Origin of the sequence: Rhizobium sp. CG5 (assembly GCF_023701945.1) — a bacterium.
Lineage (GTDB): Bacteria > Pseudomonadota > Alphaproteobacteria > Rhizobiales > Rhizobiaceae > Allorhizobium.
Window position 1 is genome coordinate 1 of the sequence record NZ_JABAEF010000034.1, and the last position, 19,093, is coordinate 19,093.

Here is a 19,093-nt window from a genome sequence, read left to right on the forward strand (position 1 = left end):
CCGGATGTGAGGTTGTATAGGCCCGAGAACCGGGCCGGTAATTGCTATGGGCTCAGACCGTGGATCCGCCGACGAAGGAGAAATTCGATGCCACGCGATTGAACAATTGACAAAAATCCTGATGTGAGGGATAGGGCCCAATCAGAGCCACGGCGTGACCCATCTTGGACAGATGGCGCGCAGCCGCCGACCCGATCGGGCCCCGCCCGACCATCGCGATTTTTATTCCAGTGCCTGTGTTCACGATCAGCTCCTCCTTTTCAGATGCTTGCGGCCCGTTCAATCTGCTTGAGGGCTTTCTGCCGACCGATCTGCAACATCGCGATACTGGTCAGAACGAGAATAATGGCGGCGATTTCCAGCATGCCGACATGCTCGCCAGCGAACCAGCCGATCAGCAGCGCGACATTGGGCGTGATGTAGGTCGCGCCGGAGGCGGCGACGGCCCCCAGCTCTTGCAGCAGATAATAGTAGATCAGGAATGCCATACCGGTTCCAAGGACGCCAAGACCCACGGCGACACCAGCAGCAGCGTGCCAGTTTTGCAGAATAGTGCCTATTCCCGTTTGATCTGTGACGGCCAGAAGCACCAATAGGGCAAGGCCCGTCTGCCATGTCGCGAGCGCAAGGGGCGGCAGGTTGAAGGGGGACAGGTAACGGCGGACGTAGACATAGGATACACCGAGGATCGTCGTCGCGGCCAACATCCACAAAACCCCGTTGATGTCGATCACCCCACTCGTGCCCTCCCAGGGCCGAGCGATCAGGACGATTCCGGCAAAGCCCACCAGTACGCCGGCCAGCATCAAAGCGTTGGGCTTCTCCGTGCGAAGGAACAGAAGGGTGGCAATTGTCGTGAACAGGGAGATCGAGCCCCCGAGAACCCCGGCAATGCCGGAGGGAAGTAGCGCGGTGCCTTCCGCGATCGCGAAATAATAGAATGCTGTCGCTAGCACTGCCATGACGAAGAAATGCGGCAAATGCCGTATTTGGTCCCGATGGATCACACCTTGTTGCCATGCCACGAATGCGAGCGGCAGGAAGCCGAAGAAAACCCGCAGTAGGGTGATTTGCGCAGGGCTGATAAACTCCGCTGCCCATTTCATGTAGATGAAGTTCGAGCCCCAGAAGAGGCCGAGCAGAGCGAACACCAGATAGGTCAGACGCATGACTCTGTTCCCGTTTCCGGGAAACTATCATGGGACAAAGGCCTGCTTCCCGATGCAGGGCCAGTCGATTTCTGGTTACGCGTCACGCCGACGATGTGCTTTCGCGCTCACTGGCCGGTGGCTTGATGACGGCAAGCATGATGCCACCTAATGCGATAATCGCTGAGCCTGCTGCGACCCCCAAAGTGGGTTTTTCGCCAAAAAACATAAAACCGATCAGGCCGGCGAAGATCAGCCAGGTATAATCGACCGGGCCGACGATCGAGAGCGATGCGAGGCGATAGCCCTGGACAATGCAATATTGCGCCGTCACTGCGATCGGCCCGAGCAGGATAAACGACATCGCACTTTCAAAAGAGAGCGGCATCCATTGCGTGGCGGCGGGGCCAGCCATCAGCAGGATGCCGAACGCATTGACATAGAGCAGCACCGTCATCGCGCGATCGGAGTGTGAGAGCATCTTGATCATCAGCCCTTCGACGGCCAGTAGCGCTGCGCCAAGAACCGCGATTCCGGCCGGGAAGACATAAGCCATGTGAAACCCGGTGAACGCGCCGCGCGATGCCATGACGATCGCGGCTCCTGCGCAGCAGATTGCGACAGCGCCGAGATGCTGGCTGGTGAGCTGTTCCTTCAGCACCAGAACTCCGAGAGGGATGACGAACACGACATAGAGCAGACCGAGGGCTGTGGCGTCCACGATCGGCATGTTTGCCGATGCGTAGATCATCGCTCCCCCGCCCGAAGCACCGAAGATGGCCCGCATGAAATGGGAGAGCGGTTTAGGGCTTCGATAGGCCGACAGCCTTTCCCGTCGTGCCACCACGACCAGCAGCAGCGTTGCCAGTCCCCCGATGTATCGGAGAAACAGGATTTGCAATGGAGCTGCGGTTCCGTCAGCAAATTTCCCGGATCCAAAAATCAAAGAAAATAATGCTGTCCCGATCGTGACCCATGCGATGGCTTTGGTATTGGTGTATATTTTTCGCGACGACATCTCGTTTCCTGCGGGGCATTTGATCTCCCTTGTGCAGAAACTCTAGGGGAAGCTCAAACGAGAAATTTGCAGGGTGATTGAGGAAAATTCATACAGCAAAGACATCGGACCTCTCTCAACGCCATCCGCATATTCGCGATTGTGGCGCGCACCGGGAGCTTGACGGCCGCAGGCGTAGAACTCGGTGTGACCGCTGGTGCTGTGAGCCACCAGCTCAAGAAACTTGAAGATGAGCTTGGGGTGAGTTTCTTCCGCAGAGGAAGCAACTCTGTTTCCCTTTCAGATGCCGGCCAGCGGTTTTATCAGGAAATTGGGCCGGCGGTTGCGCTGATCGAGCGCTCAGCACAAGCGTTGTATCGGGACGAAACCGAAATTAACGTGCAGGCATCCACCTCTCTTGCAGTGCGTTGGCTTATCCCGTCACTGGATCATTTCCGCGACATTTGCCCTGAGGTTCGCGTTCGGGTGGAAACCGGTTCTGCCACAAACTTCCTTGTCGACCCACTGGTGGATGTGAGCATTCGATATTTCCGCGCCGGTGAAGCCCCCGAAGAATGGAAGGTTCTTGCTCGGGATTTAAGCCGCCCCGTTGTGTCTCCGGGATTGTTGTTAGCAGATGACAGCTCGCGTCGGATCCCCGTTTCAGACGTACCCGCGCTTCAAAGTGCAGCAGGCAATTGGGATTGGAAGCTTTGGTGCGAGAGGTCCGACGTCCCGCTGACGCAACTCTCATTCAGTCACTCATTCGACACCGACGATGCAGCGCTTCACGCGTGTGTCGCTGGCCTTGGCATGGTTCTCGCGCCGCCTGTTCTCACGAACAGGGAAACGCGTTCCGGAGCACTCACAGCATTACCTGGATATGAGCCTGTTGAAATCGGCACATATCGCTACCTGCGCCGCTCGGAATCGAAGGTTGTACGCCGGTTCTGCAGTTGGCTGGATGCAGAGATTCGAAAGGTTGAATGAAGGTTAGCTTGTCGCTTTAATGCCTATTAAGGCGAGCCTTGTTTTCCCGACTTTTGCGACGTCGCAGATGAGGGGGTTTTGCAGCAGCCGCAATGACCGCAGATGGCGCTGAGCGGCAGACGCCTATCGGCCCGAAGGGGACATCCGGGATCAAGCGGCGCCGGCCGGTTGGCCGATTCCGCCTTTGCAGATGAACGGCGTCCTACATCACCTTTGGCGGGGCTTCAGGCAGGGCCACCGCATCGGCACCCCTTGCAAATTGTAGCCGGTCGGATGTCTCGTGAACGGCGGCCCAGACCGCCTCAGCGACATCCGTTTCCTTCGTTGTCATGGCCGGGTGTGCGAAGGCTTCGAAGACGGGCGTTCCTTGGTGTCCGCAATGCTTTGCAGACCCTGCAGCAAATCGGCAGCGCGCTGCGCATGGGCCGGCGCTGAAGATGGACCGTCGGCGCATCATTCTCACTTGGAGACACGCGAGAGCACAACAATTACGAAATATTTTTAGGTATTCGCCTGAACATATCACGCAGCCGTTCAATGCACGAGTCACGTCGTTTTAATAAGACGGCGCTCAGGCCAGTGCGCTTACAAACATCCGCCTGAATTCTTCGGCGTCGACACCCGTGACAACAGTGCAATTCGGCTCTCGTCCGGCAAGATGTCTTTCGCTGACTGCGGCGACCACCTGTCCGGCGGCCGGACCTGTATCGGTGCAGATGCCGACATGTGCCTTTACAGATTCGAAGATCTCCGGTGCCAGCATCCAGGCGATTGCCGCGGGATCATGTAGACAGGGGTCTTTCGAGCCATAGTTGATCAGCAGATGCGCCGCTTCCTTGGCGACCGCTGTGTCGATCGCCTGGACCTGGCTGATCATGCCCTCCGTGACGGTCGCCTGGCGGGTGACGTCGAGACCGAGCATGGTGATCGGGATGCCGCTGTCAAAGACGATGGCGGCCGCATGCGGATCAACGGCAAAATTGAACTCGGCGAGCGGCGTCGCGTTGCCGGGACAGAAGGCGGCCCCACCCATGATGGTGATGGCGCTGATGAATTCGGGCAGATCGGGGTCTAGAAGCAGCGCCAGCGCCAGATTGGTCAGCGGGCCGGTCGCGCAGATATGCAGCCTGCCTTCCGCGCGGGCGACCCGTGCGATCTCGTTGGCCGCATGCCCGTCCGCCACCGGCATGGTCGGAGCAGGCAGGATGCTGCCGGCAAGCCCATCCGAGCCATGCATGATGGAGAGACGGCCGCGCGACGCCATGATCGGTCGTGCCGCGCCTGAATAGACCGGGATATCCTGCCGCCCGCACAGTTCGAGGATGCGCCTTGCATTGTTGACGACAGGATCGAGGCCGACATTGCCGGCCACACAGGTCACGGCGATCATGTCCAGCGCGTCCGGCCGGCTGAGTGCAAGCAACATGGCCAGCGCATCGTCAGCGCCGGGATCGCAGTCATAAAGGAAACGCAAGGCCGCCATCGCTCGTGTCCTCCTCAGTTATTGTCGACTAGGAAACGGGCAGCGTCTGGTGCCCAGCCGAAGCGCACCGTCGAACCGACAGCGACGTCGCCGGCCGTCGCAGGTGCGCGGGCAATGATTTCCTGTGCGTTGGCATCGATGATCACCCGCATTTCCGAACCGCCGTAGACGGTTTCGCGCACCCGGCCCTCACAAAAGCCTTCGCCGAGCGTGATGACTTCCGGCCGAACGACGATTGCGCCCCTGGTTCCGTCCGCAGGGATCTCGCCCGCAATTGGAAGGGTGCCGATAGCGGTTTGCAGCGCACCGGCTTTCACCGTGCCCCGGATGATCGACGAGACGCCGATGAAATCGGCGACGAACAGGTTCTGCGGCTCGTCATACATCTGGCGCGGCGTGCCGAGCTGGGCGATCTTGCCGTCGTTCATTAGGCAGATGCGGTCCGACAGCGCGAGTGCTTCCTGCTGGTCGTGGGTCACGAAGATGATCGTCGCACCCGTCTCGCGGTGAATGCGCTTGATCTCGATCTGCATGACTTCGCGCAGCTTGGCGTCGAGCGCGCCGAGCGGCTCGTCCATCAGGATGATCGCCGGATCATAAACGAGGCAGCGGGCAAGCGCGACGCGTTGCTGCTGGCCGCCGGAAAGCTGCGAGGGAGACCGTGCGGCGGCATGCGCCAGGCCGACAGTTTCCAGCGCCTTGGCCACCTTGGTTTCAATCTCGGCTTTCGGCAGGCTGCGCATCTTCAGCGCGAAGCCGACATTTTCGGCCACCGTCATATGCGGGAAGAGCGCATAGTTCTGGAAGACGACGCCAATGTCGCGTTTATTGACCGGTGCGTGGGTCTGGTCCTTGCCGTCGATGATGACGGTACCGGACGTCGGCTCCTGCAGCCCGCAGATCAGTTGCAGGAGCGTCGTCTTGCCCGAGCCGGATGGTCCGAGCAGTGTCAGGAGCTCCCCCTTCCGGACCTCGAGATCGACATGATCGAGTGCGGTCGTCTGGCCGTAGAGCTTGGCGAGGCCGTTGACCTGAAGCTTGATTTCCGGCGTGTTGGCAAGAGCGGCTGACATGTCGAATGGGGTTCCTTTGGTCGTGATGGGATCGGCAGGCGTGCGCATGTCAGCGCGGCCTCGCCTTTTCAGCGATGACAAAAAGGACCGTCACCACCGCCACGATGAAGACCGAGGCTGCGGCCAGGGTCGGAGAAATGCTCAGAATGATGTCGTCCCACATCTGCTTCGGCAGCGTTTGCTTGACGCCCGCACCGACGAACAATGCGATGGTGAGCTCTTCGAAGGAGTGCAGCAGGCCAAACAGGAAGGCCGCTATGGCGCCACCCTTGATCAGCGGCAGAAGGACGAGCCGGATCTGCTGCCAGCCATTGGCACCGAGCGTTGCCGCGGCCTGAAGAAGACGCCAGTCGAAGCCGCGGAACGTGGTCAGCAGGATGACGAAGACGATCGGCATTGCCGAAAGCGTATGCCCCAGAATGATGCCGGTATTGGTGGCGATCAGGCCGATCTTGGCCAGCACGTAGAACAGCGACACACCGATGACGATATTGGGCACAATCATCGGCAGCATGAACGAGAGAAAGATCAGACCACCGGCCTTGCGCTGCGTGCGTGCCAGGCCATAGGCGGCCATACCGGAGATGATGGTCGCGACAACACCTGTCACGATCGCGATCACCGCCGAACGGGTGGTCGCGCCCATCCATTGATCGGAGCTCAGATAGGTCTGGAACCAGCGCAGCGAAAAACTCTTCGGCGGAAATTCGAGGAAACTTGAGCCGGAAAAAGCCATGGGCGGGAATGCCAGCACCGGCACGATCAGGATCGCAATCACGATCCAGACGAAGGCGGTGAAGACGCCACGTCCAAGGCGCGCGGGAAACAGGTTGGCGATGAAATCACTGACGACCGCACCGATCTCGATGACCGAGCCGCCGATTGCGCCGATCACGCCGCCGCGCCGGGTTGCCGCACCATTGCCGGAGACGGCCGACATGCCGAAGAAGCGATCATAGACGGCGATGGTGATCAGTGTCACGCCGAGGAGCAGTGCTGCAAGGGCGCCGCCAAGCCGCAGGTTGAACAGTTGCTGGACCTGGGTGATCATCATCTGGCCGATAACGGTTTCCCGCGGCGAACCCAGAAGAGCCGGAGTGATGAAGAAGCCGAGACCCATCACGAAGATCAGCAGGCCCGCTGCAGCAACGCCCGGCATGGAAAGCGGCACGAAGATGCGCCAGAAGGACTGGCTGCGGCTTGCCCCCATGGTCATGGCGGCGGGGATCAGGCGGCCGTCGATCGACAACATGGTCGGCAGCATGGTGAGGATCGCGACCGGCAGCATGGCATGCGCCATGCCGAAGATCACGGCTCCGCGGCCGTAGAGCAGGTCGAGTTGGGTATCAAAGCCCATGCCGGTCAGCATCTGCGCGACGATGCCTTTTCGCGCGAGCAGCACGATCCAGGCGAAGTTTTTGAGCAGCGGACTGACCCAGAACGGCAGCAGCACCAGCCACATGGCCATGCGCCGGCGTCGTTCCGGCATGCCGGCCAGCCAGACAGCGATCGGATAACCGACCAGAAGACAGACGATGGTCACCTGCGCCGAGATGGCAAAGGTGTTGGCAAGCACCTTCACATAAACGCCAGCGGAAAACATCTGGCGATAGACGCTCAGATCGAAAGCGCCAGTCTTCGGATCTATGAAGGATTGAAAGATCAGAGCGCCAGCCGGCAGGATCAGCAACAGAGCCATGTAGACAAGCCCCGGGACGGTCAGCCAGAGGCTATCCGCCCTCATGCGCTTCCGTGAGAAGGTGTCTTTGGCGGAGAGTGCAGGCATGGATGTCCCGTTTGTTGAAATGGCCCGTTCGGCATAGTGCAGAACCGGGCCACCCATTGCCAGATAGACAGTCCCGCCGGAAGGCGGGACGCGACGCTAAGGTTGTTGTTCCCGCTGAAAATCAGCTCAGGATCCACTGCTCGAAGCGCTGGGTCAGCGCATCCTGGTTGTCTGCCCAGTAGGCAGCGTTGAGAACCGTGAGCCCCTTGATGTTGGCAGGAGCCGTCGGCAACAGCTGCGCCTTTTCAGCGCTCAGGTATTCATAAGACTTCATATTCGTCGGGCCACAAGCGAGGATGTCCGTATAGGCGGCCTGACGCTTTGCATCCAGGCACCATTCGATGAACTTGCGGGCCAGATCGGCCTTCTGGGTGTTGCCGGCGATGGTCCAGCCGTCGATGTTGAACAGGCCGCCGTTCCAGACGATGCCAGCCGGTGCGCCGGCATTGATGGCTGCCTGTGCGCGGGTCGACCAGGTCGACATCATGTCCAGTTCGCCGTTCTGGAGAAGCTGGGTCGCGTGGGCGCCGGAGGTCCACCAGATGTCGATGTTGGCCTTGACCTTGTCGAGGCTCTTGAAGGCGCGGTCGACATCGAGCGGATAAAGCTTGTCGAGCGGAACCCCGTCCGCGAGCAGTGCCATTTCCAGCGTCGTGACCGGGCTGCGCCACAGACCACGGCGGCCCTTGAAGGCTTCGACGTTCCAGAAATCGGCCCAGCTGGTCGGAACCGTCTTCACGGTGTCCTTGCGGTAAGCCATGGCAAGCGCGAAGATTGCGACGCCGGCGAAATCAGTTTCGAAAGTGTGGGGCGCGAAGTCCGCCTTATTGGGGACATCGATATTGAGCGGCAACATGTAGTTGGCGCCGAGCTTGCGGATGCGCAGGACATGCTCAGGCGTCATCAGGGCAACGTCGAACAGCTTGGTGTCGGTATCGATCGCCATCTTGTACTGTGGGATAGGATCCGGCTCGTTGGTATTGGTCTGGATCGTGACACCCGTCTCGGCGGCAAAAGTGTCGTAGAACGCGACCTTGAAGCCGTCATAGAAGGCGCCGCCCATGTCGCGCACGACCAGCGTCTCACCTGCAAATACGCGGTTGCCCTTCAGAATGACCGGAGCTGCAAGCGCAATGGCGGCAAGCCCGGTGGTCGTCTTCATGAAACCACGGCGTGACATATTGTTATTCATGTTTACCCTCCGGCGTTTTGTCTGACCTTCGTCGGCGCTACTCTTCTCGCCTCAGCGGCTTCGGTAAATTATATTTTTCCGTGCATCTGGTTTGGGACATGCGAAGCAAGCGGCCGACGGCTCGCGCAAAAGCGAATGACGGCGTCACCAAGCACCGCATCGCACATCGCCAGTTGTGAAGCCTCGATGAATTCATCTGGTCGATGGCCCTGATCCATACTTCCTGGGCCGCAGATTACAACGGGTACGTCCAGAGCCTGCGCAAACAACCCTGCCTCCGTGCCAAAGCTGACGCGGCATTCCTTGGCCCCCTTCGGCAGGCAGGACGCGAATGCCTGAACGACCGGGTGGCCGCCATCGATTGAATGGCCCGGATAATTGCCGGTGATCTCGATGTCGATCGACGCCTCCGAGAAGCGTTCCTTGTGCGGTGAAACGGCGGCAGCGGCAACCTTGCGGATCTGTTCGGCCAGAGCAAGAGGATCATCGGCAGCCATCATACGGCACTCCATCAGCCACTCTGCCTGATCCGGCACCAGGTTGACCGCGGTTCCCCCCGACAGCTTGCCGACATGGACCGTCGCATAAGGCACGGAATAGCCAGGTTCGCGCAGACCCCGGGCCTCGATCTCGTCCTGCAATTTCCGCAGGCCCGATATGAAGTCGGTAGCGATATGCAGCGCATTGAGAGCCAGGGGAGCTTCAGCGGAATGGCGCGGAACGCCCCTCGCCCTCACATGGAAAGCCATCTTGCCCTTGTGACCGAGTCCAAGCTGCATCATGGTCGGCTCACCGACGACAATTAGGTCGGGCAGTATGTCCCGCCCGGCAATTTCTTCCAGCATCGGCCGGACGCCGACGCAACCGATTTCCTCGTCGTAAGAGATGGCGATCCATAATGGCGCGGCGAGGCTCTTGACGTCGATCGTCTGGGCCAGTGCCAAGGCAGACGCAACAAATCCCTTCATGTCGGTGGTGCCGCGCCCGTAAAGCCGGCCATCCTTGCGGGTCAGACTGAACGGCGGGACCGTCCAGTCCTGGCCTTCGACCGGCACCACGTCGACATGTCCCGATAGCATCAGTCCTCCCGGCGCATCCGACCCCAGACGCGCCAGGAGCGCCGCCTTTTGCCCGGTCGGATCATAGAAGCGCTCGCAGATGGCACCGACATCCAAAAGCGCCGTCTCGATCTCGTCGATCAGCGGCAGGTTCGTGTCGGAACTGACCGTAGGGTGCGCTACCAGGCGCTCCAGCCAATCCTGTGTCCTGGTCACAGTCGCAACTCCGCATCGTCCATTGCCGCGTTGATTTCGGCAATCAGTCCGGCAACTTCGGCCTCGGGAATGGAGACGCGAAGACGGCGCTCAAGCGAGGTGAAGATGCCAAAGAACGAATTCGAGCAATGGTCGAGCATGCGCATCGCATCGTCTTTCGAGATCTTGCAGCGGTTTGTCAGGTAGCCGCAGATATGCTCGCAGGCGATGGCATTCGGCAGGACATAAGCCGGCTGGGTATCGTAGGCGATGCGGCGAAACGGCAGGACCGATGGCTTGATCGTCAGTCTGGCCGAGAGTTTCGAATCGCGCGAAGAGGCGCCGACCACCAGCCGGGCCTCCACACCCTCAAGCACCCAACGGCCGAGCGCCGGATCCCAGATGGTCAGGTCCGAACCCTTGATGGCGATTTCAATCCGCCTGCTTTCGCCCGGTGCCAGCACCGGCTTGGCAAAGCCCTTGAGCTCCTGCGGCGAACGCTTCAGCCGCTTGCCGGGAGCCTGCAGATAGAGCTGCGCCACTTCGGCACCGGTCCGCTCACCCGTATTGGTGACGGTGAAGGCAACGATGAGTTCGTCCTTCAGGCCGATCTGGTCGGACGATATGCTGAGGTCGGAATAGGCAAAACTCGTGTAGCTCAGGCCATGGCCGAAGGCGAACAGCGGCTCGATTTCACGCAGGTCATAGGCGCGGTATCCGACATGGATGCCTTCGCCATAGACATGAACGCCGTTTTCGCCCGGATAGTGCAGGAAACCCGGCACGTCGGCGAGACGCTTCGGGAAGGTGACGGACAGCTTGCCGGAGGGATTGACCTTGCCGGTCAGAACGTCAGCGACGGCTCCGCCCATGGCCTGGCCGGAATAGAAGGTGACGAGCACGGCCTTTACCGCATCGATCCACGGCATTTCCACCGCATCCGGGCAGGCGATCACGACAGCGACCTTTTGCGAAACTGCGGCGAGAGCTTCGATCATCGCATCCTGGCCGGGCCCGAGCGTCAGCGTTGTGCGGTCGGAACCTTCACCATCATAGGCACCTTCCGTCGAGGTGTAGACCAGAACCAGATCCGCCTGGGCCGCAAGTGCCAGCGTTTCGGCATCAGCTTCCTCGCGGAACGTCAGACCATGATCTTCCCCCAGAGCCTGTTCCAGCTGCTCTAGCGGCTGGTCGACCATGGTCGGGATTGTGGTGGCGCAACCCGACCCCTGGATAACCGGAGTAGCGGCATCGCGGCCGACCACCAGAATGGTCTTCATCTCCGGCCGGATCGGCAGCAGACCCCCGTTGCGCACGAGAACCATCGAGGCCGCCGCCATCGCGCGCGCTTCGGCATGATGTTCCTCGGTCGTGTAGACCGGCACCGGCTGGCCTGCCCCTTCGTTGCAGCGTTCGATCATCTCCAGCATGCGACGACAGGACAGGTTCGCGACCTCCGCCGGAACAGCACCGCTGTCGAGTGCGGCGAGAAGATCGGCCTTGCGGCGCGGGCTTTCCGGCATGTCGAGATCGCCACCGGCCATCAGCGCGACTGCACGGTCCTTGATGCCGTGCCAGTCGGACACCACGACGCCCTCAAAGCCCCAGTCCTCGCGCAGGACTTCGTTGAGAAGCCACGGATCTTGCGACGCCTGTACGCCGTTCAGCCGGTTGTAGGAGGACATGACCGTCCAGGGTCTGGATTGCTTGATGGCGATCTCGAAGCCCTTGAGGTAGATTTCGCGGAGCGCCCGTTCCTCGATGACGCTGTCCATCGTCGTGCGCTCGACTTCGGAATTGTTGCAGGCGAAATGCTTGAGCGAGGTACCGACGCCCTGCGACTGGACGCCCTCGATCACCGCTGCCGACAGCTTGCCCGTGACCAGCGGGTCTTCCGAGTAATATTCATAGGAACGGCCGGCCAGGGGCGTGCGGCGCAGGTTGATGCCGGGGCCGAGCAACAGATGCACGCCCATCGCACGGCATTCCTGGCCAAGCAGCACGCCCAGCCGCCGCATCAGACCTTCGTCCCAGCTGTTGCCCATTGCCGAGCCGTTCGGGAAGCAGGTTGCCGGCTTCATTTCGCCCCAGGCGATGGCGACGTCGCTGGCACGCTGATTGACCACCGACAGGAAGGCGTCGAGATCCATGCCGCCGCGCTCGTCGCTGTCGATCTGCGGGATCGAATACCGCACGCCGTAGGTGCCATCGGTCATGACGATCGGCTTGATCCCATAAGCGGGCACCGCGGCGGTTTTCCACATTCCGAAACCGGAAAGGAGATCGACCTTTTCCCGGTTGTTCATCGCATCGACGATGGAGGCGATCGTCTGGTCTTCGGACCGGTTGTTTCCTGGCATTCTGGACTCCGTGCCGCACTGACCGCGCAGGTCACGCGGCATTCGGCGCGCACACTGTCAGCCAGCGATCGAAAAGAAAACTAGGATATTCGAAACTGATGCTTTGAAAAAAGCGAGCCTAGCTTTTGACCGTGCGGCGCAAGTTGAGGACGGGAGCTTCCATGCCCGGCACGTAATTGTCGGAGATCAGGTTGCTGCAATGCTCCTCGAAAGTCCGCACCAGCCGGGTGGATACCTGCTGGCCGACACGGATCAAACCGATACGCATAGGCTTGTGTTCACCCGACAGACGAAGGCTGACCAATCGTCTGCCATCCAGCGCTGCCTTGTTCTTGGGTCGGACATTGGCAAGCGTGTAGCCGTAACGGCTGGCGACCATGGTGCGGATGACCTCCTGGTGCTGGATCTGAGCAACGATATTCGGATTGGCACCGGCAGCGGCGAACAACCCGAGGAAATAATCCCGTGAGAGAGGCAGATCGAGCAGGATGAACTCATGTTCTTCCAGTTCGGCAAGCGAGATCGCGGAACGCGCCGCCAATGGATCGGTCTCTGCCACCTGGACGTAGGGCGGCAGTTCCGCAAGCGGGGTGAAGTCAAACCCCTCGGGAACCGACAGATCGTAGGAGAGTGCAATATCCAGTTCGGCGCGCTCCAGCCGGGTCAGCAGCGTGCGATGATCCGCGACAGTCGGCCGGACAGTGACGCCGGGATAGGCCGCCTTGAAGCTCTGGCTAACTTCCGGCAGCAACATGGGTGCAAAGGTCAAAAGGCAACCCAGCGACAGTGTTCCGCGTATCTGGTCCGTCGCTTCGGATGCCGCCGTATAGAGGTTCTGGACCTGCTCGATCACGGCCTTGGCTTGCAGCAGCAACTTCTGCCCGGCGGGCGTCAGCGACAGGCCCTGCGCGTGGCGCCTGAGAAAAAGCTGGGTATTAAGCTCCAGTTCCAACTGCGAGATCGCGGTGGAGATGGAGGGTTGCGAAACACGGATGCGATCCGATGCGAGCGTGATGGAACCCGCCTCGGCGGTTGCGATGAAATATTCTAGCTGACGCAGTGTGAAGCGCATTTGATACCCGATCCAGATTTCACGCCCGAAGCCACCGGGTGCATCCACGCCGATGGAGCAGCGACGGCGGCGAGCTTGCGAGTTGCGATTTTTCAAAAATGTTAATGTTCGCTTTCCGCCCTTTTGGCAATTGCGCGTCGACGCCCACCTCCTGCTTTCGGCAATCCTAACCAGTGCTGCAGCAATTCGTAATTTTCCGAATACCAACCGTTCGCTAGAGCGGAACGATAGCTGGCGCCAATCGGCAAATGTTGGCGAAAGAGAAAGGGCGCGTTCATGTCAGTCGAAAAGATCCATACGCTGGTCGTCGGTGCCGGGCAGGCAGGTGTGGCCATGAGTGAACATCTGAACCGTAACGGTATCGACCACGTCGTCCTTGAGCGCGGCCGTATTGCCGAACGTTGGCGTTCGATGCGGTGGGATTCACTGGTTGCCAACGGTCCCGCCTGGCATGACCGTTTTCCCGGCCTGGATTTCCCCGGCCACCCGGACGCGTTCGTGCCCAAGGACGGCGTCGCCGATTATTTCGAAGCCTATGCGGGCCTGCACAAGGCGCCGATCCGCTGCGGCGTCGATGTGACCAAGGTCGAGCGCCTTGAAAGCGGCCCCGGATTCCGCGTCGAAACGTCGGAGGGCGTGATCGAGGCCCTCAACGTGGTTGCCGCCACAGGACCGTTTCAAAGCCCGAGCATCCCGGCGATCGTGCCTGCGGATGCCGGCGTCACACAGATGCATTCGAGCGAGTACCGCAATCCCTCCCAGCTTGCAGAAGGTGCCGTGCTGGTCGTCGGCGCCGGTTCATCCGGTGTGCAGATTGCCGAGGAGCTGATGCTGTCCGGCCGCAAGGTCTATCTTTCCGTTGGCCCGCATGACCGCCCTCCCCGCGCCTATCGCGGCCGCGATTTCGTCTGGTGGCTCGGCGTTCTCGGCAAATGGGACGCACAGGCGCAGGCTCCCGGCTCGGAGCACGTGACCATTGCCGTAAGCGGCGCCCATGGCGGCAAGACGATCGACTTCCGCCGCCTAGCAGAACAGGGCATGCTCCTGGCCGGCATGACCGGCACATATCGCGACGGTATGCTTGCCTTTGCCGACGATCTTGCCCGCAACCTTGATCGCGGCGACCAAAACTACCTGTCGCTGCTCGACGAGGCGGATGCCTACGTCGCCCGCAATGGCCTCGATCTTGCGCCAGAGCCGCAGGCGCGCATTCTTGGACCTGAGGTCGACTGCATCACCAATCCGATGCGCGAACTGAACCTGCGCGACGCCGGCGTGACCACGATCATCTGGGCGACAGGTTTCGCCTCGGACTACAGCTGGCTGAAGGTAAACGCCTTCGACGAGGCCGGTCGGCCGAAACACCAGCGAGGCATTTCTGCCGAAAAAGGGATCTATTTCCTCGGCCTTCCCTGGCTTTCCGGGCGCGGTTCCAGCTTCATCTGGGGTGTCTGGCACGATGCCAAGCACGTGGCCGACCATATCCTCATCCAGGACACTTATCTCGCCTACGCGCCGCAACCCTGATCAACCGGTCGAGACCGGCCGGCATTCCCGCATAAACAATCCGATGGAGAAGAGAATGGCCCATACGCGCATTCGCAAGTTCAACACTAAGGAAACCTATCCCGAACAGAAGCTCGACAACGACCTCTGCCAGGCCGTTGTCGCACGCGGCACGATGATCTTTATGCGTGGCCAGTGCCCGCAGGATTTGGATACCGCCAAGAACATCGACAGCCACGATCCGGTCGAGCAGACCCACAAGGTGATGCAGAACATCCGCCAGCTGGTGCAGGAATCTGGCGGGCAGATGGAGCATGTCACCAAGCTGGTAGTGTATCTCACCGACATTCGCCACCGCGAAGCAGTCTACCGCACGATGGGCGATTACATCAAAGGCGTTTTCCCGGTCTGCACCGGACTCGTCGTCGTAGCACTGGCACGACCGGAATGGCTGGTCGAGATCGACGCGACGGCCGTCATCCCCGACTGATGCGTTTTGGAATGCGCTCGGGCGGCATTCTCACCGGCCGACGCAGACTGCAGACCGGAACCAATATCTCATCGTACTGATACAGGAGTTCCCATGACCTTCTCCATCGTCGCTCGTTGCGCGCAGACCGGCCAGTTTGGTGTGGCGATCTCGTCGTCCTCTCCCGCCGTGGCAGCCCGCTGCGCCTGGGCTCGTGCGGGTATCGGAGCGGTTGCGACGCAGAACGTGACCAATCCCGCACTTGGACCGAGAATGCTGGACGAACTTACAAAAGGTGCTGGCGCTTCGGAGGCCGTAGCAACGTCGAGACTGAGTGATGAATTTCCCGGCTACCGCCAGTTGCTGGCGGTCGATGCGCACGGCGGCACCGCCATTCATTCAGGCCCCAATGCTCTTGGAACCTGGACCTCGGCGGTGGGGCACCAGTGTGTTGCCGCCGGCAACCTTCTGGCCAATGAAGGCGTTCCGAAGGCGATGATTGAGGCGTTCGAGGCGAACTCAGGCGCTTTGGGAGATCGACTGATCGCCGCACTCAACGCCGCCGTCCATGCCGGCGGAGAAGCAGGCCCGGTTCGATCGGCAGGCCTGTTGATTGTCGACAAGGAAACCTGGCCTTATGCCGAGCTGCGGATCGACTGGCTGGACGAGGGCTGCCCGATTGCAGCCGTGGCCAGGGCTTGGGAAATCTACAAGCCGCAGGCACAGGACTACGTGACACGAGCACTCAATCCCTTGGCTGCTCCATCTTATGGCGTGCCTGGCGACGAGTGATACTTCTTGTCAGCGAGCGCGGTAAATTGAACAGCCCGGAGATTTGTAGACGCCTTCTTTCCTAATTTTGAGGCAAGAAGATCATCATGAGCAAATCGAATTTCAGCGAAGCGTTTAAGCGGGACGCGGTTCGTCAGATCACGGACTGGTGCATTCGGATCAGGGATCGCAATTCACCAGCATGGACTGGGCAGCGTTCCTGAAGCACCACAATCTCGTTCACTCGATGAGCCGACGGGGCAACTGCCATGACAATGCGGTGGCCGAAAGCTTCTTCAATCTTCTGAAGCGAGAGAATACGCCGCAGGGTCTACCGTTCACGCGATGAAGCTCGCCAGGACGTGTTCGATTACATCGAAATGTTCCACAATCCGAAACGCAAGCACGTCAGGAACGGGATGCTGTCGCCCGTCGAGTTCGAAAAGCGGATGCTCTGATCCCCAAGACTCTCCCGAAAACCGGAGGGAAGTGGGGTCTCAGGTCACCGCTTGTACAGCCCTATTCAACGAAGGATCTGATTCAAGGCAGCAACATCATCTCCAAGCGGGCGATCTTCGATTGCGCAAGGAACAATCGCCCTTACGTATCGATGGGTCTTCTGCACACCCGAGCCGGGACGATGACCGCTCCTGAAGTCCAACGCCTGCGCCGAGGCCAGCAATTCGCAGGCGATGAGCAATTGCCAATGATCGAGGATGTTGGCGAACTTTCTGACCGCGAGCACCGATTGCGTGGCCAAATCCTCGGCTCCCTCCGACACCGGCAGTCCGTCAAGCATGACCGGATTGGCGTCATGGCGGATGGCCGCATGCAGCGAAACGACTGTCTTCTGCATTGGCACGAAGCCGGCCGAAGAGCCGCCCATCCGAGAAAGGTAGCGTGGCAGACCGTTGCGGCCGGCACCGGTCAGGTGAACGAAGCGCGCGGCGGAGGCATGCGCGACATGGGCGACGGCAAGCGCCAGGGTCTCGAAGGCAAGGGACAGGGCCGGCGTGTGAAAATTGCCGGTTGAGAGAACGCGTTCCTCGGAAAGGATCACGAGCGGATTGTCGGCCGCTGCGTTCAGTTCGATTTCGACAATCTCCTGTGCCTTCGCCAGGGCATCGGCGGCAACGGCGTGAACAGGTGCGATGCAGCGGAAACTCAAGGGGTCCTGGATCGCATGAGGCTGCCGCTCCAGCAGCTCGGAACCCTCCAGTTGTTTCAGCAGGTGGGCTGCCTCTTCCGCCTGCCGGGGCGCGGGCCGTGCCTGCTGGATCGCGGCGGTAAAGATCGATGGATTGCCGCCGAGCGCCTCGAAGGACAAGGCCGCCGCCTGCCTCTGGCGATCGAGCAGCAGAGCCGTATCGGAAAGCACGAGGCAAGCGAGCCCGACCGAAACTGCGGAAGCGTTAAGAAGCGAAATGCCATCCTTTGGGCCGAGTATGGCTGGCTCTAGGCCGGCTTCGGCAAGCGCTTGGGCTGCCGGTCGCACGTCTCCCCGAAACTCCACTTCGCCTTCGCCAACGAGTGCCCGTGCCATTCCAGACAACAAGACGAGATCACCGGCGCCGATCGAGCCGATGGAGGGAAGCACGGGGTGAATTCCGGCATTAACAAGAGAAACGAGTGCGTCGAACACCGCGGGAGAAATGCCCGAACCGGCGACCGCGAGCATAGACAGGCGAGCGGCCATGACGGCACGGGTTTGCGCTCGCGTCAGCGGCTCTCCGACGGCTGCACCCCGCCCGCGGATGATGCTGAACTGGAAGGCCTCGAAATCGGCGGAAACGGGGGTGTTAAGATTGGCACCGAGCCCGGTATTCATGCCGTAGATCTGCTGGCCATCCCTTGCCGCGGTCTCCAGAATGGCGCGTGCGCGCTGCAGGCGCGCGCGCGTTTCCTCGGCCACGGCGATGGCGGTTCCATCCTGCGCGATACGAACGATGTCGTGGATCCGCGTTCCAGCACCCCGAAGAACGACCGTCGTCATGCGAAGCGAAGCCGCTGGCCAATATTGGCGGCCTTGGCTTTTGTCAGCAGTGCATGGCCGAGCGCAATGTCGCTCAGCGAAAGGCCGCGATGCCAAAACAGGATGGTCTCGTCATCGCTCTCGCGTCCGGGTTTCAGGCCGGCAACGATCTGGCCGAGTTCGGCATGAAGGGTCGCCTCGGAAAGCCGGCCCGTTTCGACATGAGCCCGAAGCGAGCCGAATTTGCCGCCCTTGCACTGGCCCCAGTCATCCACGATAAGCTTGTCCATGATCTCGGTCAGCGACAGTTCGATGGCGCTCATCGTGCCATAGGGCACGACAAATGCGCCCTTCTTGATCCAATCGGTTTTCAGCAAAGGTTCTGGCGCCGGCAGGCGCGAGGCTTCGACGACGATATCGGCACCCTCGACGCAATCGCGCCAGTTGTCGACCACGGTGATCTTCTTGCCGAGGTCGCGCGCCAGCTTTTCACCGAAGGCGTCGCGGCTTTCCGGGCGGCGCGAATGCACCCTGATCTCGTCGAAATCGAAGAGATGATCGAGAAGCCGAACGTTCCAGTAGGCCGTGCCGCGCGCCCCGATATGGCCGAGAATCTTTGAATTCTTGCGCGCCAGATATTTGGCACCCGTCGCCGTTACGGCGCCAGTGCGCATGTCGGTGATCACCGTGGCGTCAACGATCGCTTTTGGAACGCCGGTGCGCGGATCAAACAGGTTCAGCACGCCGAATTCGGAGGGGTATCCGAGTTTGTAATTGTCGACATAGTCTCCAACGATCTTGACGCCAGCCAGACCGAGCGGCGCAACATAGCCGCGCAGCACATTGAAGTGACCATGAAAATCGGGGTTCGGTTCCAGATGGACACGCGGCTCGATCACCGTCTGTCCATTGCCCTGGGCAGCGAGGGCCGTTTCGATGGCCCCGAGGATTTCGGCATCGCCGATGGCCAGTGCTTCGATGTCGAAGGCGTTGAGATAGTCGATGTAGATCGGTTCCATGG

The 19,093-nt window shown here is 60.5% G+C and carries 16 protein-coding genes and 1 pseudogene; 5 read left to right on the top strand and 12 right to left on the bottom strand.

Going from position 1 to position 19,093, the window contains the following annotated elements:
• Window positions 1-260 precede the first annotated feature (260 nt).
• Together HGO38_RS29905 and HGO38_RS29910 are read right to left on the bottom strand one after the other, a co-directional pair.
• A complete protein-coding gene (locus HGO38_RS29905; RefSeq protein WP_250959439.1) occupies window positions 261-1,169 on the bottom strand; it encodes a DMT family transporter in 909 nt (302 codons plus the stop codon).
• 82 nt (window positions 1,170-1,251) lie between these two features.
• On the bottom strand, window positions 1,252-2,166 hold the full coding sequence (locus tag HGO38_RS29910; protein WP_250959440.1) for a DMT family transporter: 915 nt from the start codon (window positions 2,164-2,166) through the stop codon (window positions 1,252-1,254).
• Window positions 2,167-2,289: 123 nt separating this feature from the next.
• Here HGO38_RS29910 and HGO38_RS29915 point away from each other — a divergent pair, with 123 nt between their 5' ends.
• Entirely contained in the window at window positions 2,290-3,135 is an 846-nt protein-coding gene (locus HGO38_RS29915; RefSeq protein ID WP_352230521.1) for a LysR substrate-binding domain-containing protein, read from the top strand.
• Between the two features lie 202 nt (window positions 3,136-3,337).
• On the opposite strand, the gene HGO38_RS29920 is transcribed toward HGO38_RS29915, so the two are convergent.
• The 8 genes from HGO38_RS29920 to HGO38_RS29955 form a co-directional block, all read right to left on the bottom strand.
• The gene (locus HGO38_RS29920) at window positions 3,338-3,466 is read right to left on the bottom strand and encodes a hypothetical protein (RefSeq protein WP_352230520.1); all 129 of its coding nucleotides are present in this window, start codon (window positions 3,464-3,466) and stop codon (window positions 3,338-3,340) included.
• A 240-nt stretch (window positions 3,467-3,706) separates the two neighbouring features.
• Window positions 3,707-4,618 carry a nucleoside hydrolase gene (locus HGO38_RS29925; RefSeq protein ID WP_250959442.1) on the bottom strand — a complete coding sequence of 304 codons (912 nt, stop codon included), beginning with the start codon at window positions 4,616-4,618 and terminating at the stop codon, window positions 3,707-3,709.
• A gap of 14 nt (window positions 4,619-4,632) precedes the next feature.
• Entirely contained in the window at window positions 4,633-5,691 is a 1,059-nt protein-coding gene (locus tag HGO38_RS29930) for an ABC transporter ATP-binding protein (protein WP_250959443.1), read from the bottom strand.
• A 49-nt stretch (window positions 5,692-5,740) separates the two neighbouring features.
• Window positions 5,741-7,477, bottom strand: a complete 1,737-nt coding sequence (locus HGO38_RS29935; protein WP_250959444.1) for an ABC transporter permease subunit — start codon at window positions 7,475-7,477, stop codon at window positions 5,741-5,743.
• Window positions 7,478-7,598: 121 nt separating this feature from the next.
• The gene (locus HGO38_RS29940) at window positions 7,599-8,669 is read right to left on the bottom strand and encodes an ABC transporter substrate-binding protein (protein ID WP_250959445.1); all 1,071 of its coding nucleotides are present in this window, start codon (window positions 8,667-8,669) and stop codon (window positions 7,599-7,601) included.
• Between the two features lie 68 nt (window positions 8,670-8,737).
• A complete protein-coding gene (gene argE / locus HGO38_RS29945; RefSeq protein WP_250959446.1) occupies window positions 8,738-9,943 on the bottom strand; it encodes an acetylornithine deacetylase in 1,206 nt (401 codons plus the stop codon).
• Window positions 9,940-12,282: a glycoside hydrolase family 3 C-terminal domain-containing protein gene (locus tag HGO38_RS29950; protein WP_250959447.1), complete on the bottom strand. Its 2,343-nt coding sequence runs from the start codon at window positions 12,280-12,282 to the stop codon at window positions 9,940-9,942. The genes argE and HGO38_RS29950 overlap by 4 nt, the downstream gene beginning before the upstream one ends.
• 118 nt (window positions 12,283-12,400) lie before the next feature.
• Window positions 12,401-13,354: a LysR family transcriptional regulator gene (locus tag HGO38_RS29955; protein WP_250959461.1), complete on the bottom strand. Its 954-nt coding sequence runs from the start codon at window positions 13,352-13,354 to the stop codon at window positions 12,401-12,403.
• A gap of 276 nt (window positions 13,355-13,630) precedes the next feature.
• Between HGO38_RS29955 and HGO38_RS29960 the strand changes: the two genes are divergently transcribed.
• The 4 genes and pseudogenes from HGO38_RS29960 to HGO38_RS29975 form a co-directional block, all read left to right on the top strand.
• Complete coding sequence (locus tag HGO38_RS29960; RefSeq protein ID WP_250959448.1) at window positions 13,631-14,881, top strand: flavin-containing monooxygenase; 1,251 nt, start codon at window positions 13,631-13,633, stop codon at window positions 14,879-14,881.
• A 55-nt stretch (window positions 14,882-14,936) separates the two neighbouring features.
• Window positions 14,937-15,350, top strand: coding sequence for a RidA family protein (locus HGO38_RS29965; RefSeq protein WP_250959449.1), 414 nt, complete (start codon window positions 14,937-14,939; stop codon window positions 15,348-15,350).
• A gap of 93 nt (window positions 15,351-15,443) precedes the next feature.
• Window positions 15,444-16,121, top strand: coding sequence for a DUF1028 domain-containing protein (locus HGO38_RS29970; RefSeq protein ID WP_250959450.1), 678 nt, complete (start codon window positions 15,444-15,446; stop codon window positions 16,119-16,121).
• Between the two features lie 145 nt (window positions 16,122-16,266).
• Window positions 16,267-16,558, top strand: a pseudogene (locus tag HGO38_RS29975) (IS3 family transposase); the annotation flags it as partial.
• Window positions 16,559-16,623: 65 nt separating this feature from the next.
• On the opposite strand, the gene HGO38_RS29980 reads toward HGO38_RS29975, so the two are convergent.
• Window positions 16,624-18,093 (bottom strand): HAL/PAL/TAL family ammonia-lyase, encoded by a 1,470-nt coding sequence (locus HGO38_RS29980; protein ID WP_250959451.1) that lies wholly within the window; start codon window positions 18,091-18,093, stop codon window positions 16,624-16,626.
• Complete coding sequence (locus HGO38_RS29985; RefSeq protein WP_250959452.1) at window positions 18,090-19,091, bottom strand: ornithine cyclodeaminase family protein; 1,002 nt, start codon at window positions 19,089-19,091, stop codon at window positions 18,090-18,092. Before HGO38_RS29985 ends, HGO38_RS29980 begins: the two co-directional genes overlap by 4 nt.
• Window positions 19,092-19,093: the final 2 nt, after the last annotated feature.

What these genes read in the sequence shown, in the direction of transcription:
- HGO38_RS29905 (WP_250959439.1), bottom strand. Translation starts at nt 1,169, where the DNA reads ATGCGTCTGACCTATCTGGTGTTCGCTCTGCTCGGCCTCTTCTGGGGC.
- HGO38_RS29910 (WP_250959440.1), bottom strand. Translation starts at nt 2,166, where the DNA reads ATGTCGTCGCGAAAAATATACACCAATACCAAAGCCATCGCATGGGTC.
- HGO38_RS29920 (WP_352230520.1), bottom strand. Translation starts at nt 3,466, where the DNA reads ATGACAACGAAGGAAACGGATGTCGCTGAGGCGGTCTGGGCCGCCGTT.
- HGO38_RS29925 (WP_250959442.1), bottom strand. Translation starts at nt 4,618, where the DNA reads ATGGCGGCCTTGCGTTTCCTTTATGACTGCGATCCCGGCGCTGACGAT.
- HGO38_RS29930 (WP_250959443.1), bottom strand. Translation starts at nt 5,691, where the DNA reads ATGTCAGCCGCTCTTGCCAACACGCCGGAAATCAAGCTTCAGGTCAAC.
- HGO38_RS29935 (WP_250959444.1), bottom strand. Translation starts at nt 7,477, where the DNA reads ATGCCTGCACTCTCCGCCAAAGACACCTTCTCACGGAAGCGCATGAGG.
- HGO38_RS29940 (WP_250959445.1), bottom strand. Translation starts at nt 8,669, where the DNA reads ATGAATAACAATATGTCACGCCGTGGTTTCATGAAGACGACCACCGGG.
- HGO38_RS29950 (WP_250959447.1), bottom strand. Translation starts at nt 12,282, where the DNA reads ATGCCAGGAAACAACCGGTCCGAAGACCAGACGATCGCCTCCATCGTC.
- HGO38_RS29955 (WP_250959461.1), bottom strand. Translation starts at nt 13,354, where the DNA reads ATGCGCTTCACACTGCGTCAGCTAGAATATTTCATCGCAACCGCCGAG.
- HGO38_RS29960 (WP_250959448.1), top strand. Translation starts at nt 13,631, where the DNA reads ATGTCAGTCGAAAAGATCCATACGCTGGTCGTCGGTGCCGGGCAGGCA.
- HGO38_RS29965 (WP_250959449.1), top strand. Translation starts at nt 14,937, where the DNA reads ATGGCCCATACGCGCATTCGCAAGTTCAACACTAAGGAAACCTATCCC.
- HGO38_RS29970 (WP_250959450.1), top strand. Translation starts at nt 15,444, where the DNA reads ATGACCTTCTCCATCGTCGCTCGTTGCGCGCAGACCGGCCAGTTTGGT.
- HGO38_RS29980 (WP_250959451.1), bottom strand. Translation starts at nt 18,093, where the DNA reads ATGACGACGGTCGTTCTTCGGGGTGCTGGAACGCGGATCCACGACATC.
- HGO38_RS29985 (WP_250959452.1), bottom strand. Translation starts at nt 19,091, where the DNA reads ATGGAACCGATCTACATCGACTATCTCAACGCCTTCGACATCGAAGCA.